Genomic DNA, 18,302 nt, shown 5'->3' with positions numbered 1-18,302 from the left:
CTCGCATTCCCGCGCTGCGGGCGCGAGATTCCTTAGGGCGTGCGGGGTTCGCCCTCGGCGGGGACCAGCACCAGCCGGCCGGTGGCGACGCCGAAATGGGCGCCGTGAAGGGCCAGTCGGCCCTCCGCCACCGCCTCCGCCACCCAGGGGAAGGTCATGAGGTTGGCGAGCGAGATGCGCACGGCCTCATGCTCGGCGACTTCCTGGCGCTGTTCGGGGACATCGCAACGCAGGGCAACCTCCCGCGCGCGGCCGGCGATCTTGATCCAGCCGGCGACGAAATCCCCGGCCTCGGGCGGGACGCCATCCAGCAGGGCGCGGATGCCGCCGCACAGCGCATGGCCCATCACCACGATGCGCTTCACCACCAGCACGCGCACGGCGAATTCCACCGCCGCCGAGGTGCCATGGAACGCGGCGTCCGGCATGTAGGGCGGCACCAGATTCGCGACGTTGCGCGCGACGAACAGCTCGCCCGGTCCGGCCGAGAAGATCATTTGCGGATCGACGCGGCTGTCCGAACAGGCGATGACCAGGGTGTGTGGGCGTTGGCCCTGGGCGGCGAGCTCCTCGAAGCGCGCGCGCTGCTGGGGCCAGGTTTCCTGGCGGAAGCGGCGGTAGCCGGCGACGAGTTCATCCATGGGGGTGGTGGCTCCCTGCAGAGGGGCGCCGCCCCTCTCCAGACCTCACCCCGCCAAATGACCGTGTCATTTGGAAAGCCGACTTCTGGTGCTGGGCGCTGCCGTCATGCTGTCCCCTCTGAGCGCGCGCGGTGCGCGAGTGCGGGTTTCGGCGTGCATCCTGCCATGCCTGCCCGGCGCCAAGTTGAGGTTTCCAAAGGCCAGTCGGCCTTTGGTGGGGAGGGGTCCGGGGAGGGGCAAAGCCCCTCCCTGGTCCATCAGTGCCGGAAATGCCGCATCCCCGTGAGCACCATCGCGAGCCCGGCCTTGTCTGCCGCCGCGATCACTTCCGCGTCGCGCATCGACCCGCCCGGCTGGATCACGGCGGTCACGCCCGCCGCGGCCGCCGCTTCGAGCCCGTCCGCGAAGGGGAAGAACGCGTCCGAAGCCACCACGCTGCCGCGCGCGAGCGGTTCCGGCAGGCCGGCGGCCTTGGCGGCTTCCTCGCTTTTCCAGCCGGCGATGCGGGCGCTGTCCACACGGTTGGGCTGGCCGCCGCCGAGGCCGACGGTCGCCTCGTTCTTGGCGTAGACGATGGCGTTGGACTTCACATGCTTGCAGACGCGGAAGGCAAACAGCAGGTCGCGCAGCTCGGCCTCGGTCGGGGCGCGCTGGGTCACCACTTTCAGCGCGGATGCCGCGATATGGCCGGCGTCGCGGGACTGGGCCAGGAAGCCGCCGGCGACCGACTTGAAGGTCATGCCCGGCGCGGCCGGGTCCGGCATGGCGCCGGTCAGCAGCAGGCGCAGGTTCTTCTTGCGGGCGAAGATGGCGCGGGCCGCTTCGTCTGCATCCGGGGCGATGACGACCTCGGTGAAGATGGCGGCGATCTTCTCGGCCGCGGCGGCGTCCAGCACGCGGTTCGCCGCGACGATGCCGCCGAAGGGGGAGACCGGGTCGCAGAGGAAGGCGCGATCCCAGGCCGTGACCAGGTCCTCGGCGACCGCGACGCCGCAAGGGGTGGCGTGCTTGATGATGGCGATGGCCGGGCGGTCGAACTCCGCGACGCATTCGAAGGCCGCGTCGGTGTCGTTGATGTTGTTGTAGGACAGCTCCTTGCCCTGGATCTGCTTCGCGGTGGCGATGCCGGGGCGGTTGGTGCCGTCGGTGTAGAAGGCGGCCTGCTGGTGCGGGTTCTCGCCATAGCGCAGGCCTTGGCGCAGCACGCCGGCGAAGGCGAGGCGCGGGGGGAAATCCTCGCCCTGCTGCTTCGCGAACCAGCCGGAGATGGCCGCATCATAGGCCGCGGTGCGGGCATAGGCCGCGGCGGCGAGGCGCCGGCGGGTGGCGAGCGTGGTGCCGCCCTTGGCCTCGATCTCGGCCTGGATCTCGGCGAAATGCTGGGGTTCGGTCAGCACCGCCACGCCGGCATGGTTCTTCGCCGCCGAGCGGATCATCGCCGGGCCGCCAATGTCGATGTTCTCGATACAGTCCTGGAAGGAGGCGCCCTTCGCGACCGTCGCCTCGAAGGGGTAGAGGTTCACCGCGACCAGGTCGATTGGCGCGATGGCGTGCTGTTCCATCTGCGCCAGGTGTTCCTTCAGGTCCCGCCGGCCGAGGATGCCGCCATGGACCTGCGGGACCAGGGTCTTGACGCGTCCGTCGAGGATTTCCGGGAAGCCCGTGTGGTCCGAGACGTCCTTCACCGGCACCCCGGCATCGCGAAGCGCCTTCGCAGTGCCGCCGGTGGACAGGATCTCGACCCCCTTCCCGGCGAGGAAACGGCCGAATTCGATCAGCCCCGTCTTGTCGGAGACGGAAATCAGGGCACGGCGGATGGGGAGGAGGTCGCTCATGGGCGGGCGCATAGACCCGGGGCGGGCGCACTGCAACCACGGGCGGGGCGCAAGGCACTGCTTCGTAGCTCGCCAAGAGCCTTTCGGCCCGTCTGATGGCCCGGATGGTTCCACTGGACCGGAAATCGTGGGGGCGCCGCCCCATGAAGCGCGAAGATTGAGGGGCAGCGGGAGATTGGAGAGGGGCGCTGCCCCTCTCCAAACCTCACCCTGCCAAGTGCTTGGAGCACTTGGAACGCAGGAACTTGGCGCTGGGCAGAGAGGGCATGACGCTTCCCTCGACGCGACCTACGGGCACAAGGGCGGGTTACGGCGCTTTTCCCGCCCGCGCCACACAGCGCCAAATCGAGGTTTGCAAAGGCCTTTCGGCCTTTGCTGGGGAGAGGTCCGGAGAGGGGCAAAGCCCCTCTCCGCTACCGCCCGTCGCACCGACAGCCCCGTCCCTACTCTGCGCGAACCCCCTGCGGCGCCGGTGCGGCCCGCAGCACCACCCAGCCCAACAGCCCCGCGATCAGCGACCCGCCCAGGATGCCGAGCTTCGCCTTCTCCTGCAGCAGCGCCGTGTCCGGGAAGGCCAGCAGGGCGATGAACAGGCTCATCGTGAAGCCGACGCCGCAGAGCAGCGCGACCCCGACCATGTGAAGCCAGGTCGTGCGGAAGGGCAGCGTCGCCAGGCCCGTCGCGATGGCCAGCGCCGAGGCCCCGAAGACGCCGACCAGCTTCCCCAGCAGAAGCCCCAGCGCGACGCCGATGGTCAAGGGTTCGCGCAGCGCCGCCCAGCCGGCCTCGTCGAAGGACACGCCGGCATTCGCGAAGCCGAAGATCGGCACGATGATGAAGGCGACGGGGCGCTGCAGCGCGTGTTCCAGCCGGTGCAGCAGCGAATGCGCCACATCGTCCGGCCGGCCCGGGGCAGGCTGCAGCGGAATGGTCAGCGCCAGCAGCACGCCGGCGATGGTCGCATGGATGCCCGAGCGCAGCACGAAGAACCACAGCACGGCGCCGAGCAGCAGGAAGGGCCAGAGCCGCGCCACACCGGCACGGTTCATGCCCATCAGCACCGCGAAGGTCAGCGCCGCCAGGCCGAGATCCAGGATCGACAGCCCGCCAGTGTAGAACAGCGCGATGATGATGACGGCGCCGAGGTCGTCGATGATGGCCAGCGCGGCAAGGAACACCTTCAGCGCCGCCGGCACGCGCGGCCCGAGCAGCGACATCACGCCGAGCGCGAAGGCGATGTCCGTCGCGGTCGGGATCGCCCAGCCCTTCGCCGTTTCGGGCGAGCCTGCGTTGAAGAACAGGAAGATCAGCGCCGGCACCAGCATCCCGCCTGCCGCGGCGATGCCGGGCAGGGCTCGGTTGGACCAGGAGGCAAGCTGCCCGTCGAGCATCTCGCGTTTGATTTCGAGCCCGACGAGCAGGAAGAAGACCGCCATCAGCCCGTCATTGATCCAGTACCCGATGCTCAGCGGCCCCAGATAGGCGTGCAGCGCGCCGTGATAGGTCGGCGCGAGGGCTGAATTCGCGACCACCAGCGCCGCGGCCGCGGCGGCCATGAGCAGCAGGCCGCCGGAGGCCTCGCTTTCGAGGAAGCCGCGCGTCAGGGAGAAGGGGCGCTTGACCGCCTTGGTGATCGGCTTCACCACGGCGTCGGTGATCGGCTTGATCATCGGCCGCCTCGCATCGGGAGGGCAGGCAAGCGGGACGGGACTGGCGCGGGCGGCGTCATGGCACGGCTCTCCGATACCGGCGGCCCGACCGGTATTGAGACACCTGTCGGCCGCATCATGCAGGCCGACACCCGCCCCTATTGTTGCGATGCAGTGCCCATGCCGCAACCCCTGGGTGGTCCGCGATGCGATCCGCGGGGCTCCGGATCGGAGGTTAGTGCAGGATCTCGCGTGCCGCGTCGGCATACCCGACGCGCCGCTCGGGTGGTACCGGGTGCCGTCCCGCCACGCGTTCGAGGAGCAGGCGCGCATCCTCCTCCAGCCCCGCCTTCATCGCGGCATCGAGAAAGAGCTGTTCCAGCACGTCCTGCTGCGCGTGGCTGCCGCCGAGGATGTGCATCACGCTGACCGCCGGGCGCATCGCATCCACCGCGCGCGCGAAGTCGCCCTGCGCATAGGCGAGCACCGCCTCGCAGACCGGGATCGCGGCGTCGCGCAGGATGGCGGCATTGGTGCCGGGCTGGCGCGCGGCGTCCCGCATCGCGTCCAGCATGCGGGCGCCGGCCTGGAAGCGTTCAGTAGCGCCCAGCGCCATCATCCAGTGCGGCAAGGTGAAGGCGGACAGGCAGTCGCCGATGCGTGCCTCGGCCTTGTCGGCCAGTTCGACCCAGCGATCGCCGACATGGACATCGTGAAGTTCCAGGCGGAACAGCATCGACGCCGCGTTCTGCACATCGATGTAGAGATCCGGCATGGCCTGGGTCAGCCCGCTGCCGAGATTGCGAAAACCGCGATCATAAAGGGACAGCACCTCGGCATGTTCCTCGCGTTCGAGGTGATACATGGCGCGGTGCCACCACAAATGATGCAGCAGGTTCGACCCGCCGTCCCAGTGTTTCTCCAGCCCCTTGAGCCAGAGGATGCCTTCGCCGCGGCGGCCCTGCATCTCCATGATGTGGGCAACGCCATGGGTGGCCCAGAGATCGCCGGGATCGAGCGCGACGGCGGCGCGCCCGGCCTCCTCGGCGACCGTGTAGTTGCCGCATTCCTCATTGGCGAAGCAGCGACAGGCGAGGATGGAGCCATAGCCCGGCAGCGCGGCCGACCATTTCGGCGCGACCGCATCCACCGCGCGCAGCATCTGCCCCGCGCGGCCCAGCCAGAAGGCGCAGAAATGATGCAGGCGGAAGGCGAGGATGTCGTGCGGATGCGTCGCCATGATCGCCTCCCACGCCGCCAGCGCGCCGTCCATGTCGCCGCTCGCCCAGAGGGCGAGGGCCGCGGCATGGGCGCGTTCGCGGTCATTGCCGGCGCAGCGCGCTGCCTTGTCCGCGGCGGCCTGGGCGCGGGGGACCATGGCGGAGTTGTAGGTCAGCATCGCGAAGACGCCCTGCAGCACCAGGGCCATCGGCATCTCGGGGTCGATCGCCGTCGCCGCCTTCAGCCGCTGCCCGGCATCGGCGCGATACTTCAGATAGCCTTCGACCACATGGTCATAAGCGGCGGCCGCGGCATCCGACGCGGCAGTGAGGCTCAGTCCCTGGGCGTCCTTCGCCATGGTGTCGATCCTCCGGCTGGTGGCTATTTAGCGTCCGGTCGATCCGAAGCCGCCATGGCCGCGCGCCGTCTCCGGCAGCTCGGCGACCTCGTGCCAGGTGGCGCGGACCACCGGCGCGATGACGGCCTGGGCAATGCGCATGCCGCGCTCGATGGTGAAGGGCGCGTCGCCGCAATTCATGACGATGACGCCGAGCTCGCCGCGATAATCCTCGTCGATCGTGCCCGGGCTGTTGGGCAGCACGACGCCGTTCTTCAGCGCGAGGCCGGAGCGCGGCCGCACCTGCATCTCGAACCCAGCGGGGATGGCGATGCGCAGCCCGGTCGGCACCAGCATCCGCCCGCCGGGCGGGATGGTCATGGGCGACATGACGGCGGCGAGCAGGTCCATCCCCGCCGCGCCGTCCGTGGCATAGGAGGGCAGCGGCAGGCCCTCGGCATGGGACAGGCGCACGACTTCGATGACAGGGCTGGTCACGCCAGAGCCTCCGCGATGCGCGCGGCGAGGCGGCGGGCGACCTCCTCCTTCGCCATGCGCGGCCAATCCTCGACGCCCGCTTCGGTGACGAGGTGCACGGCGTTTTCCGCGCCGCCCATCACGTCGCCGGAGACGTCGTTCGCCACGATCCAGTCGCAGCCCTTGCGGGCGCGCTTGGAGATCGCGTTGTCGATCACATGCTCCGTCTCCGCGGCGAAGCCGACGACGAGGCGCGGGCGCTGCGGCCCGGCAGCGGACAGCGTCGCCAGGATGTCGGGGTTCAGCGCGAGCTCCAGCGGCGGGGGCACCGCGCCCGGCACCTTCTTCATCTTCTGGTCCGCCGCGCGCGCGGTGCGCCAGTCGGCGACCGCCGCGTTGCAGACCACGCCATCGGCGGGCAGGGCGGCCTCGCAGGCGGCGAGCATCTCGCGGGCCGTCTCCACGCGCACCACGGCGACGCCCGGCGGGTCCGGTTGCGTCACCGGCCCGCTGACGAGCGTGACCCGCGCGCCCAGCGCGGCGAGCGCGGCGGCGATGGCATGCCCCTGCCGGCCGGAGGCGCGGTTGGCGATGTAGCGCACCGGGTCGATCGGTTCATGCGTCGGCCCGCTGGTGACGATCAGGTGCCGCCCCTTGAGCGGCCCGTCGGACAGCGCCGCGCGGATGGCGTCCAGAAGTTCGGGCGGTTCCATGAGCCGGCCGGGACCGCTTTCGGGTTCGGCCATGGCGCCGTTGGCGGGGCCGGCGATGGTCACGCCGCGGCTGCGCAACGCGGCGATGTTCCGCTGCGTCGCGGCGTGGTCCCACATGGCCGGATTCATCGCTGGCGCGAGCAGGATCTTCGCCCGCGTCGCCAGTAGCACGCAGGTGGCGAGATCATCCGCCAGCCCATGCGCCATCTTGGCGATCAGATCGGCCGAGCCCGGCACCACCGCGACCATATCCGGCCAGCGGGCGAGGCGGATATGGCCGATCTCGGCCTCGGCGGCCCAGAGGTCGTCATGGACGCGCTCGCCGGTGATGGCGGCCAGCGCCTCCTTCGTCACGAAGCGTGCGCCGCCGACGGTCAGCACGGCCATGACCTGTGCGCCGTCCCTGCGCAGCAGGCGCGTCAGCTCCAGCGCCTTGTAGGCGGCAACGGAGCCCGAGACGATGAGCAGGATGCGGCGACCGGCAAGCATGGGCTTCTACAGGCGCCAGCCGGTATGGATCGCGACGATCCCGCCGGAGAGGTTGCGGACTTCCACCCGCTCCATCCCCGCATCCTCCATCATGCCCGCCAGCGTTTCCTGGTCGGGGAACATGCGGATGCTCTCGGCGAGGTATTCGTAGCTGTCGCGATCCTTCGCCACGCGCGCGCCGATCTCGGGCAGTGCCTTGAAGGACCAGGCATCATAAAGCGGCACCAGCGCCGCGATCTCGAGTTTCGAGAATTCCAGGCAGTGGAAGCGCCCGCCGGGGCGCAAGACGCGCCGCGCCTCCCGCAGCACGGCATCCTTGTCGGTGCAGTTGCGCAGGCCGAAGGCGATGGAGACCTTCTCGACGCTGCGGTCGGGCAGCGGGATGTGTTCCGCATCCACCACCATGAAGTCGAGCCCGGCGGCGAGGCCGCGATCGAGCGCGCGCTTCTGCGCCACTTCCAGCATCGCCGGATTGACGTCCGTCAAGATCACGCGGCCCGCGCCCCGCTCCTTCGCCAGGAAGGCGATGTCGCCGGTGCCGCCGGCGAGGTCGAGCAGCGTCTCGCGCGGGGAACAGCCGATGGCGTTGACGAAGATGCGCTTCCAGACGCGATGGACGCCCAGCGACATCAGGTCGTTCATCACGTCATAGCGTGGCGCCACGCTTTCGAAGACCTCGCGGACCAACCCGGCCTTCTCGGCGCGGGGCACGGTGCGGTAGCCGAAATCGGCGCTGTCCTGGGGGGTGTCGTTCATCGTGAGCGCAGCATAGCCTGCGTCGCGTCCGGAAGGGAGAGACCATGCCCGAACTGCCCGAGGTCGAGACGGTGATGCGCGGCCTGGCCGCCGTGCTGGAAGGCCATCGCATCGTCGAGGTCGAGCAGCGCCGCCCCGATCTCCGCTTTCCCTTCCCCGACAATCTGGTCCGCCGGGTGGAAGGCCGCCGCGTGCTGTCCTTCCGCCGCCGGGCCAAATACATGCTGATGCGGCTGGACGGGGGCGAGAGCCTGCTGATCCATCTTGGCATGTCCGGGCGGATGGTGGCGCGGCAGGCCAGTGTGCCCGTCATGGCACGGCTGACGCCGCAGGGCGCGGCGTCGGACGCACGCGGCCACAATGCGCCGCCGGAGGCACATGAGCACCTGGTCATGACCACCGATCATGGCTGGCGCGTCGGCTTCGTCGATCCGCGGCGCTTCGGGGCCGTGGACCTGGTCGCGACCGAGGTGGAGGACGCCCATCGGCTGCTGGCCGGCCTTGGTCCCGAACCGCTGGAGGATGCTTTCACCGACGCCGTGCTGTCCGCCGCCCTGGTCGGCCGGCATACGCCGATCAAGGCGGCGCTGCTGGACCAGACGGTCGTGGCGGGGCTCGGCAATATTTATGTATGCGAGGCGCTGTACCGCGCCGGCATTTCCCCCCGGCGGCTTGCCGCCAGCGTCGCCGGGACGCGCGCCACGCGCCTGGTGCCCGCGATCAAGGCCGTGCTCACGGAAAGCATCGGCGCGGGCGGGTCGTCCCTGCGCGACTATGTCCGCGCGGATGGGGAGGTCGGCCGCTTCCAGGAACGCTTCGCCGTCTATGGCCGCGAAGGCGAGCCCTGCCCGCACTGCAACCCACCCTGCCCCGGCATCGCGCGCATCGTCCAGTCGGGCCGATCGACATTTTTCTGTCCCCGGCGGCAGCGTTGAGGCGCCCCGGCGCCTGGGCTACAGGCAGGGGGTATCGATAAGGCGAGGAAGTCGGCGCATGGCCTATGAAATGATCCTGACGGAGACCCAGGGGAAGGTCGCCATCATCCGGTTGAACCGGCCGCAGGCGCTGAATGCGCTGTGCGACCAGCTCATGACCGAGCTCGGCGAGGCCCTGCGCGGCTACGACAAGGATCCCGGCATCGCCGCCATCGTCCTGACCGGCAGCGAGCGCGCCTTCGCCGCCGGTGCCGACATCAAGGAGATGAAGGACCGCACCTTCCCCGACGTCTATTTCAACGACTTCATCGGCGATCGCTGGGAGACGGTGCTTGAGATCCGCAAGCCGGTGATTGCCGCGGTGGCGGGCTTCGCCCTGGGCGGCGGGTGCGAGCTCGCGATGATGTGCGACATGATCATCGCTGCCGACACGGCGAAGTTCGGCCAGCCGGAGATCAATCTCGGCATCATTCCGGGTGCGGGTGGATCGCAGCGGCTGACGCGCGCCGTCGGCAAGTCCAAGGCCATGGAAATGGTCCTTACCGCCCGGATGATGGATGCGACGGAGGCTGAGCGCTCCAACCTGGTCTGCCGGGTCGTGCCGGCCGCGGATCTGATCGCCGAGGCGGTGAAGATCGGCGAGAAGATCGCCACGCTCTCCGCCCCGTCGGTGGCGATGGGCAAGGCGGCGGTGAATGCGGCCTTCGAGACCGGCCTGACCGAGGGTGTGAAGACCGAGCGGCGCCTCTTCCTGTCCCTGTTTGCGACCGAGGACCAGAAGGAAGGCATGTCGGCCTTCGCCGAGAAGCGGAAGCCCGCTTTCCGGAACCGATAGCCTCGCGGTTCATGGAATTCCCGCGCGGCAATGCTTGACGCCGCAAGCCGCGCGGGCTTAGAACCCCGGCCTTCGCCGCGGCAGCCAACCGCCCGCGGCCCATCGACGCAATCAGAGTATGTGAACCGGAAGCCCCATGGCGAACACCGACTCCGCGCGCAAGCGCATCCGCCAGACCGAGAAGCGCGAGGCGCGCAACAAGGCGCGGAAGTCCCGCGTGCGTACCTTCGTGCGCAAGCTGGAGGAGGCGATTGCCTCGGGTGACAAGTCCGCTGCGCAGGATGCCTTCCGCGCCGCGCAGCCCGAGATGCAGCGCGCGGTCACCAAGGGCACGCTGCATGCAAATACCGTGTCGCGGAAGATCTCGCGTCTGTCCGCGCGCGTGAAGGCCCTGGGCGCCGCCCAGGCCTGATACGGACCGCCTTCGGGCGGTTCCGCGAATTCGCTTCGATTGAGACACCGGTGGCGCGCGATGTCCCGCATCGCGCACGCCGTGCTGCGCGTGTTCGATACGCTGCGCAGTGCGCGTCACACACGGGCATTTGTCGCTTGCGACAGGCATGTGACGCGGTAGTCTTTGGATCATTGGGGGACGAAGTCTCTTTCACCACCACGACCCGCCAAGCGGGCGTGCGCTTCAGGGAGAAGCCGGTGAAAGAGCGGGTGGGGGAAGGTGATGGAGAAGCAGGCCGGGTCCGACTCCGCGCGCTCCGCAGCATCCCTTCAGGAATCTTGGGCCCGTATCCGAGGCCGATTGCGCGACGAGGTCGGTGAGGTCGAGTACCGCACCTGGCTGCGTCAGATGACGCTGGTCGGCATCGATGGCGACGAGGTCGTCGTCAACCTTCCGACGCGTTTCCTGCGCGATTGGGTGCGCAGCCATTATGGCGATCGCCTGCGCGCGCTCTGGCAGCAGGAAGTGCCGGCGGTGCGGCGCGCCGATGTGCGCGTCGGCCCGCAGCCGCGCGGCGCTGCCTCGGAGGAGGACGCGGCCGGCGCCGCACCCGTGCAGCCCGGCCTCGCTGAATCCCTGACCGCGCGCCCCGCGCGGAACGCGGCGCCGGATGCGCGCAACGAATGGTCCGCGCCGCTCGATCCGCGCTTCACCTTCGACACCTTCGTCGTTGGCAAGCCGAACGAATTTGCCCATGCCTGCGCGCGGCGCGTGGCGGAAAAGCCGGCGAGCCCTGGCTTCAACCCGCTGTTCCTGTATGGCGGCGTGGGGCTCGGCAAGACGCATCTGATGCACGCGGTCGCCTGGGCGATCCGCGGCGGCGAACCGGTGCGCAACGTCGCCTACATGTCCGCCGAGAAGTTCATGTACCGCTTCATCTCGGCGCTGCGCAGCCAGTCGACGATGGAGTTCAAGGAGAGCCTGCGCTCGGTCGACGTGCTGATGGTCGACGACCTGCAGTTCCTGATCGGCAAGGACAACACCCAGGAAGAATTCTTCCACACCTTCAACGCGCTGATCGATGCCGGCAAGCAGATCATCATCAGCGCCGACAAGTCGCCCTCGGATCTCAACGGGCTTGAGGACCGGCTGCGCACGCGCCTCGGCTGCGGCATGGTCGCCGACATCCACGCGACGACCTACGAGCTGCGCCTGTCCATCCTGCACGCCAAGGCCGCGGCGGCCGGCGTGCCAGTGCCGAAGAACGTGCTGGAATTCCTTGCACACAAGATCACCTCCAACGTGCGGGAGCTGGAAGGCGCGCTGAACCGGCTGATCGCGCATGCGAATTTGTTCGGCCGCGCCGTCACGCTGGAATCCGCGCAGGACGTGCTGCACGACCTGCTGCGCGCACACGACCGGCGCGTCACGATCGAGGAGATCCAGCGCAAGGTCGCCGAGCACTATAATATCCGTCTGACCGACATGTCCTCCGCCCGCCGCGCACGCAACGTCGCGCGGCCGCGCCAGGTGGCGATGTACCTCGCGAAGCAGCTCACCTCGCGATCGCTGCCCGAGATCGGGCGGCGCTTCGGCAACCGTGACCACACGACGGTGATGCACGCGGTGTCGCGAATCTCGGAGCTGATGCAGGCGGACAGCGCCTTCGCGGAGGATGTCGAATTGCTGCGGCGGATGCTCGAGACCTGACGGGCAGGTGAACGGCTCGGCGGCACCGATGTGCCGGCCGGGGAGGCCATGCCTCGGCTGCGCGGCATTACGCCGGCGTGCCCTCGTCCAAGGCGTTGCGCATGGTCGTCGCCTGGCCGGGCAGCGCCCGGCCTATCGCGGAAGGCGAGCCGATCACTGATGCAAGCCGGCCCCTTTCCTGATCTGTGGAACCGAGAGGGGCTTTGCGCCTATCGGGCTCACCCCAGCAAAGGCCGAAGGGCCTCTGTAATCCTCAATCCGGCGCCGGGCATCTCACGCAGGATGGCGCCGAAACCCTCTCCTGCGCACGACATGCGCCGAGAGGAAAGGAACTGCCTGTGCTGCCCGGCGCCAGGTGACGGTTTCCAAAGGCCCTGTGGCCTTTGGCGGGGGTAGCTTGGAGGGGGCGGAGCCCCTCCAATTCCGCACGCACCGGCCGTTCTCCAGAGCCGCTGGCGTGAGATCGACCGCATTGCCTGACGATTAGGTGCCGAACAGCGCTTTGCCCGGGATCGCCGCGATCAGGCTGCGCGTGTAATCGCTGCGCGGCGAGGCGAAGACCGCGCCGATCGGCCCGGATTCCTCGACCACGCCGTTGCGCATGACCGCGACCTCGTCGCAGAGCTGTGCCGCGACGCGCAGGTCATGGGTGATGAACAGGATCGACAGATCCAGCCGCTGCTGCAATTCGCGCAGCAGTGCCAGGACCTGTGCCTGCACGCTGACATCGAGCGCCGAGACCGGCTCATCCGCCACCAGCACCTGCGGTTTCATCGCCAGCGCCCGCGCGATGCCGATGCGCTGGCGCTGCCCGCCCGAGAACTCGTGTGGGTAACGATCCACCGCATCGCCATCCAGGCCGACCATGCAGAACAGTTCGCGTGCCTCGGTCATCGCCTGCTTCGCGGGAGTGCCTGCGGCGATCGGCCCTTGCGCCACCTGCGCCCCGACGCGCCGGCGCGGATTCAGCGAGGCGTAGGGATCCTGGAACACCATCTGCACCAGCCGCGCCGCGGCGCGCCGCTGTGCGGGCAGGGGCGCGCCACCGATCTTCACCTGGCCGCCATCAGCGCCCAGCAACCCGACGACCACGCGCGCCAGAGTGGATTTGCCCGACCCGCTTTCGCCGACGACCGCCAGCGTTGCGCCACGCCGCACCGACACGCTGACATCGTCGAGCGCCCGCACCGGCCGGCGCCGCCGGAAGATGCCGCGCGAGGCATAGGTCTTGGTCAGCCCGCGCACTTCCAGCACGCGTTCGTCCGACAGCGCGCGCGGCACGGGGGCCGAAAGCGCCGGCACTGCGCGCAGCAGCGCCTTGGTGTAGTCGTGCTGCGGCGTGGTCAGGACAGCCTGCGCCGAGCCTTCCTCGACCACCCGGCCCAGGCGCATCACGGCGACGCGGTCGGCGATCTCGGCCACCACGCCGAAATCGTGGGTGATGAACATGACGGCGGTGCCGTGTCGGACCTGCAGATCCTTGATCAGCGCCAGAACCTGCGCCTGGGTCGTCACATCGAGCGCGGTGGTCGGCTCGTCGCAGATCAGGACCTCGGGTTCCAGCGCGAGTGCCATGGCGATCATCACGCGCTGGCGCTGGCCGCCGGAGAGTTCGTGCGGGTAGGCGCGCAGGGCGCCCTCCGGGTCCGGCAGCTTCACCTCATTCAATGCGGCGAGAGCGCGCTGCCGCGCTTCGGCCGCATCGAGGCCGAGGTGGACGCGCCACATCTCCTCAAGCTGCGCGCCGACCGTCATCAGGGGGTTCAGGGCCGTCATCGGCTCCTGGAACACCATGGCGATGCGGCGGCCGCGGATGGCGCGCCATTGGTCGGACGTGACCTTGCGCAGATCCTCGCCGCAGAGATCGAGCGCGCCAGCGGTGATCGACAGGCCCGGCGCGAGCAGCCCCATGGCGGCGGAAGCCGTGACGGACTTGCCCGACCCGCTTTCGCCGACGACGCAGAGGATTTCGCCGGCATTCAGCGTCAGCGAGACATCCTCGATGGCATTCTCGCGATCCGCGCCGCGCGGAAGGCGGATCGTCAGGTTGCTGACGGTCAGTCGCGCGGTCATCGGGCCCTCGCCAGGCGGGGGTTCAGCGCATCGTTCAACCCCTGGCCGACCAGCGAGACGCCCAGGATGGTCAACAGGATCGCGACGCCGGGGATGGCGGAGACATACCACTCGGTCCGCAGCACGTTGCGGCCGAGGCCGATCAGATTGCCCCAGGACGGCACGTTGGGATCGGACAGTTCGAGGAAGGCCAGCGCGCTTTCCAGCAGGATCGCGACCGCCATGACGACGGAGGCATAGACGATGACCGGCGGCAGGGCGTTGGGCAGCACTTCGCGCAGGATCAGATGCGCGTCCGACAATCCCTGGACGCGGCAGGCCTGCACGAAGTCGCGCGTGCGCAGGGACAGGAACTCCGCCCGCGTCAGCCGCGCGACCGGCGGCCAGGAAACGATGCCGATGGCGATCGTCACAGTCTCGATGGTCGATCCGAAAACGGCGACCAGAACCAGAAGCAGGATGAAGTTGGGGAGGGTCTGGAAGGCCTCCGTCACACGCATCAGCGCCGTGTCGGTCGCGCCGCCATAGAAGCCGGCCACCGACCCGATGGCGATGCCGATCACCACGGCGATCGATGTGGCGACGAAGCCGATCAGCAGCGAGATTCGGGCGCCATGAACGATCTGGGCCGCGATGTCGCGGCCCGAGGAATCCGTCCCCAGCAGGAAGCGCGGGTTCTGCCCCGGCCATTGCAGCGGCCGCCCGGCGAGGCCCAGCGGATCACCCGGGTAGAACCAGTCCGCTCCCACGCCCATGACGAGGACGGCAAGCAGGATGACCGTCCCGATCACTGCCGCCGGGCTGCGCAGATAGGCCTTCGCCGCCCGCATCACGACCCCGCCGCGATGCGCGGATCGAGCCGCGCATAGAGGATATCGACCAGGAAGTTGATCACGATGACCAGGATCGCGGAGACGAAGACGATGCCGAGCAGCGTGTTGAGATCGCGCTGCACCACGCTTTCATAGGCGAGGCGCCCGAGGCCCGGCAGGGCGAAGACGCTCTCCACCACCACCGACCCGCCGAGCATGGTGCCGGCCTGCAGCCCGATCAGCGTGACCATGGGCAGCATGGCGTTGCGCAGGACGTGGCGCGCGACGACGCGCGTCTCGGACAGCCCCTTGGCCCGTGCGGTGCGCACGAAGTCGAGCGACAGCACCTCCAGCATCGAGGCCCGCATGATGCGCAGATAGATGGCGAGGAAGATCAGCCCGAGCGTCAGCGTCGGCAGCACCAGGTGCCGCGCGATGTCCAGCACCGCGGCGACGCCGGTCAGCGTTTGGGTGATGTCGGAAAACCCCCCCGGCGGGAACCATTGCAGATAGACGCTGAACACCACGATCGCCATCAGTCCGAACCAGAAGGATGGCGTGGCGTAGAAGACCAGCCCCAGCGTCGAGATCAGCGTATCCGGCCAGCGATTCACCCGCCGCGCCGCGATCACGCCCAGCACCAGCCCAAAGAAGAAGGCGAAGGACAGCGCCGAGGCCATCAGCAGGATGGTCGGCGGCAGGCGTTCCAGGATGACCGTCGCGACCGGCTTCCCATAGATGGCCGAGAAGCCGAGATCGAGCGTGACCAGTCGCATCAGGTAGCGCCCGAGCTGCGCCGCCACCCCGACATCTAGGCCGTAGAAGCGCCGCAGCTCCGCCGCCAGCGCAGGATCGCCGCCGCCCATCTGCGCCATCAGCGCATCCACCGTATCGCCGGGGGCCAACTGGAGCAGCAGGAACATCCCGGCGATGATCAGCAGCAGCGTCGGCAGGGAGGCCGCCAGCCGACGCAGCGCGAGAGTGAGGACCTTCAAGACGCCAGCCAGGTATCGTGCCAGGAGGAGGAGGCCCAGCGCGGATTGTTGCCCGCATTGCGGATGCGCTTGTTGAAGACCGAGACGAAAATCTGCTCGATCGGCATCCACAGCGGCAGTTCCGTCTGTGCCGCGCGCACGAAGTCGGCGTAGAGCGCCTTGCGCTTCACCGGATCGACCTCGGTTGCCGCGTTGTCGATGATCGAGTCGATGTTGGCATCGGTCCAGCCCCACTGGTTGGTCCAGGGTGCCCCACGCGGGCTGCCGGATCGGTACCAGACCGTCGTGCTGACCGCCGGGTCGCTGCGATACTGGTGCCAGCCCGTGGCCAGGTCGAAATTCCAGTCATTGTAGACGGTGCGCAGGAAGCCGGCCGCGTCCAGTCGCACGATTTCCACCCGCACGCCGACCTGCTGCAGCGATTGCTGGATGAAGGTGGACCACAGGGCGATGTCCTCGCCCCAGGGGGCGGGGTTCAGGCGCAGGTTGAAGCGCACGCCGCCGGCGCCGCGCCGGTGCCCGGCCTCGTCGAGCAGGCGGTTCGCCTGGGCCACGTCGTAGCCGTATTGCGGCATGGGCTCGGTCGGATAGTAGTCGGTCGACACCGAGGGGATCGGCCCGGTGCCAGGCTTGGCGAAGGGGCCAAGGAAGTTCTCGATGAAGAAGGGCACGTTCAGCGCGTGCGCCAGCGCCTTGCGCACCCGGATATCCGCAAGGATCGGGTTGCGGAAATTGAATTCCAGCGTGTTCGTGCGGACATTGCCTTCATTGCCGCGCGTCGTCGCCTCGAAGCGCGGATCGCGGCCCAGGCGCTGCATGTCGGCAATCGTAAGTGAGGAGTAGGGGCTGAACAGGATCTGTCCCGCTTCCATCTGTGCGGCCGCCGCCGCGCGGTCGCCGATCACCCGCCAGACCACGCGGTCCAGATAGGGCATGCCGTTGCGCCAGTAGTTCGGGTTGCGGTCGGCGATGACGTGCTGGCCGCGCTCATAGGTCATGAACTTGAAGGGGCCGGTGCCGACCGGTGCGGTATTGGCCGGGTTCTGGCGGATGTCGCCGCTTTCGTAGACATGCTTGGGCGAGACATAGCCGAGGTCCGGCAGGGCGCGCAGCAGCAGCCCCTGCGGCATCGGCTTCTCATACTTGAACACCGCGGTGTGCGGGTCGGGCGTCTGCACCTCGGTCAGGAATTGCTGCAGCGTGGTGCCGTAGTTGAGGATCTTCTTCCACATCTCCATCGCGGTGAAGGCGACGTCGGTGGAGGTGAAGGGCTTGCCGTCATGCCAGGTGACGCCGCGGCGCAGATGGAAGGTGTGGGTCTTGCCGTCCGGCGCGCTTTCCCAGGATTCCGCCAGGACGCCGATGGGCTGGCCCTGCGCGTCGAGGTCGACCAGCGCTTCCTGGATCTTGCCGCCAACGATGTAGACGCCGGTCGAGGCCTGGAGGGAGGGGTTGAGGATGCGCTGCTCGGTGGCGAAGTGCACGGTCAGCACGCCGCCGCGTTGCGGTGCCTCCTGCGCAAAGGCGGCCGTCGGGATCATCGCGGTCGCGCCGAGGAGAAGCATCTCGCGACGGGTGGGTCCGGTCATGGTCTCTCTCCTGTCGTTCGGATCAGGGGGATTCGAACATCACGGCGACACCGGTCGCGACCGCCGGCGGGCGCGGCGTGGGTGTCGCGATCACGATCGCGGCCCCGCCCTGTTCGGGCAGCGCCGTAGCGTCGCATTGCGCGAGGTGCGCGATAACGGCACGTGGCGCGAAGCCGATCTCGGCGCGGCCGATGCCGGTCGGCACCAGCCAGACATCGCCGCGCTGGCGGCAGACGCCGTCGATCGCCGCGGCGAGCTTCCGCGCCTCGGCTTCCGGCTGTTCCGTCGCGGCCAGGGCGCGCTTGATGCGCGTCGCGCCGTTCGGGTGGCTTTGCAGAGCAGGCACCCACACCGCTTCCGGCGTATGGTGCTGGCAGGCGAAGATGCCGAGCCCGCCCGGATAGCTCGAAGGCGGGAAGCGGAAGACGCTGAAGCGCGCCTCGGCCGTGCTGCCGTCGGGCAGGGGCACGGGCCGGCCGAAATGCAGCGGGCCGTGAGACTCGAAGCCGCGCGCCCGCAGGGCCTCTGCGCCGGCGGCGGCATCCGTGGTGGTGAAGGCCGCGCGTTCCAGCCCCTCCCGTGCCGCGAGGAAGTCCCGCAGCGCCTGATTGTGCGGTTGCGCCGTCACCACGGCCAGGAGTTCGAGGTAATCCTGTCCGAACATCATGGTATGGTTGGCGCTGCCGACATGGGCGCTGTGCAGCCCGCGCGGCGACAGGGTGAAGCCCAGCGCACGCCAGGCCTCGGCAGCGGCATCGAGGTCGCGCACCGCGACGACGAGATGGTCGAGTCCGACCAGGGTCGACAGCATCAGATCACGCTCCGGTTACCGGGGAAGCTT

Annotated in this window: 16 protein-coding genes; 4 read left to right on the top strand and 12 right to left on the bottom strand. The window is 68.9% G+C overall.

The genetic code is table 11. The annotated features are described in order from the left end of the window. Positions 1 to 32: 32 nt before the first annotated feature. The 7 genes from KPL78_RS11375 to KPL78_RS11345 all read right to left on the bottom strand — a co-directional run bounded on the left by KPL78_RS11375 (position 33) and on the right by KPL78_RS11345 (position 8,118). A complete protein-coding gene (locus KPL78_RS11375) occupies positions 33 to 641 on the bottom strand; it encodes a carbonic anhydrase (RefSeq protein ID WP_219763054.1) in 609 nt (202 codons plus the stop codon). Between the two features lie 257 nt (positions 642 to 898). Further along, the gene (purH, locus tag KPL78_RS11370) at positions 899 to 2,488 is read right to left on the bottom strand and encodes a bifunctional phosphoribosylaminoimidazolecarboxamide formyltransferase/IMP cyclohydrolase (RefSeq protein ID WP_219763053.1); all 1,590 of its coding nucleotides are present in this window, start codon (positions 2,486 to 2,488) and stop codon (positions 899 to 901) included. Positions 2,489 to 2,919: 431 nt separating this feature from the next. Further along, complete coding sequence (gene nhaA / locus KPL78_RS11365; protein WP_219763052.1) at positions 2,920 to 4,146, bottom strand: Na+/H+ antiporter NhaA; 1,227 nt, start codon at positions 4,144 to 4,146, stop codon at positions 2,920 to 2,922. Between the two features lie 214 nt (positions 4,147 to 4,360). Next, positions 4,361 to 5,704 carry a tetratricopeptide repeat protein gene (locus tag KPL78_RS11360; RefSeq protein WP_219763051.1) on the bottom strand — a complete coding sequence of 448 codons (1,344 nt, stop codon included), beginning with the start codon at positions 5,702 to 5,704 and terminating at the stop codon, positions 4,361 to 4,363. Positions 5,705 to 5,731: 27 nt separating this feature from the next. Next, on the bottom strand, positions 5,732 to 6,181 hold the full coding sequence (dut, locus tag KPL78_RS11355; RefSeq protein WP_219763050.1) for a dUTP diphosphatase: 450 nt from the start codon (positions 6,179 to 6,181) through the stop codon (positions 5,732 to 5,734). Continuing rightward, positions 6,178 to 7,362 (bottom strand): bifunctional phosphopantothenoylcysteine decarboxylase/phosphopantothenate--cysteine ligase CoaBC, encoded by a 1,185-nt coding sequence (gene coaBC / locus KPL78_RS11350; RefSeq protein WP_219763049.1) that lies wholly within the window; start codon positions 7,360 to 7,362, stop codon positions 6,178 to 6,180. Before coaBC ends, dut begins: the two co-directional genes overlap by 4 nt. Before the next feature lie 6 nt (positions 7,363 to 7,368). Next, positions 7,369 to 8,118: a class I SAM-dependent methyltransferase gene (locus tag KPL78_RS11345; RefSeq protein ID WP_219763048.1), complete on the bottom strand. Its 750-nt coding sequence runs from the start codon at positions 8,116 to 8,118 to the stop codon at positions 7,369 to 7,371. 44 nt (positions 8,119 to 8,162) lie between these two features. Between KPL78_RS11345 and mutM the strand changes: the two genes are divergently transcribed. The 4 genes from mutM (at position 8,163) to dnaA (ending at position 11,992) form a co-directional block, all read left to right on the top strand. After that, the gene (gene mutM, locus KPL78_RS11340; RefSeq protein ID WP_219763047.1) at positions 8,163 to 9,053 is read left to right on the top strand and encodes a bifunctional DNA-formamidopyrimidine glycosylase/DNA-(apurinic or apyrimidinic site) lyase; all 891 of its coding nucleotides are present in this window, start codon (positions 8,163 to 8,165) and stop codon (positions 9,051 to 9,053) included. Positions 9,054 to 9,111: 58 nt separating this feature from the next. Beyond that, positions 9,112 to 9,888, top strand: a complete 777-nt coding sequence (locus KPL78_RS11335) for an enoyl-CoA hydratase (RefSeq protein WP_219763046.1) — start codon at positions 9,112 to 9,114, stop codon at positions 9,886 to 9,888. Between the two features lie 136 nt (positions 9,889 to 10,024). Continuing rightward, positions 10,025 to 10,300: a 30S ribosomal protein S20 gene (rpsT, locus tag KPL78_RS11330; RefSeq protein WP_219763045.1), complete on the top strand. Its 276-nt coding sequence runs from the start codon at positions 10,025 to 10,027 to the stop codon at positions 10,298 to 10,300. Positions 10,301 to 10,564: 264 nt separating this feature from the next. Beyond that, entirely contained in the window at positions 10,565 to 11,992 is a 1,428-nt protein-coding gene (gene dnaA, locus KPL78_RS11325; protein ID WP_219763044.1) for a chromosomal replication initiator protein DnaA, read from the top strand. Positions 11,993 to 12,475: 483 nt separating this feature from the next. Here dnaA and KPL78_RS11320 read toward each other — a convergent pair whose 3' ends face one another. The 5 genes from KPL78_RS11320 to KPL78_RS11300 are packed head-to-tail and all read right to left on the bottom strand — an operon-like array spanning position 12,476 to position 18,272. After that, entirely contained in the window at positions 12,476 to 14,065 is a 1,590-nt protein-coding gene (locus KPL78_RS11320) for a dipeptide ABC transporter ATP-binding protein (RefSeq protein WP_219763043.1), read from the bottom strand. Beyond that, positions 14,062 to 14,895 (bottom strand): ABC transporter permease, encoded by an 834-nt coding sequence (locus KPL78_RS11315; RefSeq protein WP_219763042.1) that lies wholly within the window; start codon positions 14,893 to 14,895, stop codon positions 14,062 to 14,064. The genes KPL78_RS11320 and KPL78_RS11315 overlap by 4 nt, the downstream gene beginning before the upstream one ends. Next, a complete protein-coding gene (locus KPL78_RS11310; protein WP_219763041.1) occupies positions 14,895 to 15,872 on the bottom strand; it encodes an ABC transporter permease in 978 nt (325 codons plus the stop codon). The genes KPL78_RS11315 and KPL78_RS11310 overlap by 1 nt, the downstream gene beginning before the upstream one ends. Next, positions 15,869 to 17,461, bottom strand: coding sequence for an ABC transporter substrate-binding protein (locus KPL78_RS11305; RefSeq protein WP_219763040.1), 1,593 nt, complete (start codon positions 17,459 to 17,461; stop codon positions 15,869 to 15,871). The genes KPL78_RS11310 and KPL78_RS11305 overlap by 4 nt, the downstream gene beginning before the upstream one ends. A gap of 22 nt (positions 17,462 to 17,483) precedes the next feature. Further along, on the bottom strand, positions 17,484 to 18,272 hold the full coding sequence (locus KPL78_RS11300; RefSeq protein ID WP_219763039.1) for a VOC family protein: 789 nt from the start codon (positions 18,270 to 18,272) through the stop codon (positions 17,484 to 17,486). Positions 18,273 to 18,302: the final 30 nt, after the last annotated feature.

This window comes from Roseomonas alba (assembly GCF_019430885.1).
Taxonomy (GTDB): Bacteria; Pseudomonadota; Alphaproteobacteria; order Acetobacterales; family Acetobacteraceae; genus Neoroseomonas; species Neoroseomonas alba.
The sequence above is the reverse complement of the archived record's forward strand: the minus strand, read 5'-3'. Positions and strand labels throughout refer to the sequence as shown.

What these genes read in the sequence shown, in the direction of transcription:
- KPL78_RS11375 (WP_219763054.1), bottom strand. Translation starts at nt 641, where the DNA reads ATGGATGAACTCGTCGCCGGCTACCGCCGCTTCCGCCAGGAAACCTGG.
- KPL78_RS11335 (WP_219763046.1), top strand. Translation starts at nt 9,112, where the DNA reads ATGGCCTATGAAATGATCCTGACGGAGACCCAGGGGAAGGTCGCCATC.
- coaBC (WP_219763049.1), bottom strand. Translation starts at nt 7,362, where the DNA reads ATGCTTGCCGGTCGCCGCATCCTGCTCATCGTCTCGGGCTCCGTTGCC.
- KPL78_RS11360 (WP_219763051.1), bottom strand. Translation starts at nt 5,704, where the DNA reads ATGGCGAAGGACGCCCAGGGACTGAGCCTCACTGCCGCGTCGGATGCC.
- nhaA (WP_219763052.1), bottom strand. Translation starts at nt 4,146, where the DNA reads ATGATCAAGCCGATCACCGACGCCGTGGTGAAGCCGATCACCAAGGCG.
- KPL78_RS11315 (WP_219763042.1), bottom strand. Translation starts at nt 14,895, where the DNA reads ATGCGGGCGGCGAAGGCCTATCTGCGCAGCCCGGCGGCAGTGATCGGG.
- KPL78_RS11300 (WP_219763039.1), bottom strand. Translation starts at nt 18,272, where the DNA reads ATGCTGTCGACCCTGGTCGGACTCGACCATCTCGTCGTCGCGGTGCGC.
- KPL78_RS11305 (WP_219763040.1), bottom strand. Translation starts at nt 17,461, where the DNA reads ATGACCGGACCCACCCGTCGCGAGATGCTTCTCCTCGGCGCGACCGCG.
- mutM (WP_219763047.1), top strand. Translation starts at nt 8,163, where the DNA reads ATGCCCGAACTGCCCGAGGTCGAGACGGTGATGCGCGGCCTGGCCGCC.
- purH (WP_219763053.1), bottom strand. Translation starts at nt 2,488, where the DNA reads ATGCGCCCGCCCATGAGCGACCTCCTCCCCATCCGCCGTGCCCTGATT.
- KPL78_RS11320 (WP_219763043.1), bottom strand. Translation starts at nt 14,065, where the DNA reads ATGACCGCGCGACTGACCGTCAGCAACCTGACGATCCGCCTTCCGCGC.
- KPL78_RS11345 (WP_219763048.1), bottom strand. Translation starts at nt 8,118, where the DNA reads ATGAACGACACCCCCCAGGACAGCGCCGATTTCGGCTACCGCACCGTG.
- dnaA (WP_219763044.1), top strand. Translation starts at nt 10,565, where the DNA reads ATGGAGAAGCAGGCCGGGTCCGACTCCGCGCGCTCCGCAGCATCCCTT.
- rpsT (WP_219763045.1), top strand. Translation starts at nt 10,025, where the DNA reads ATGGCGAACACCGACTCCGCGCGCAAGCGCATCCGCCAGACCGAGAAG.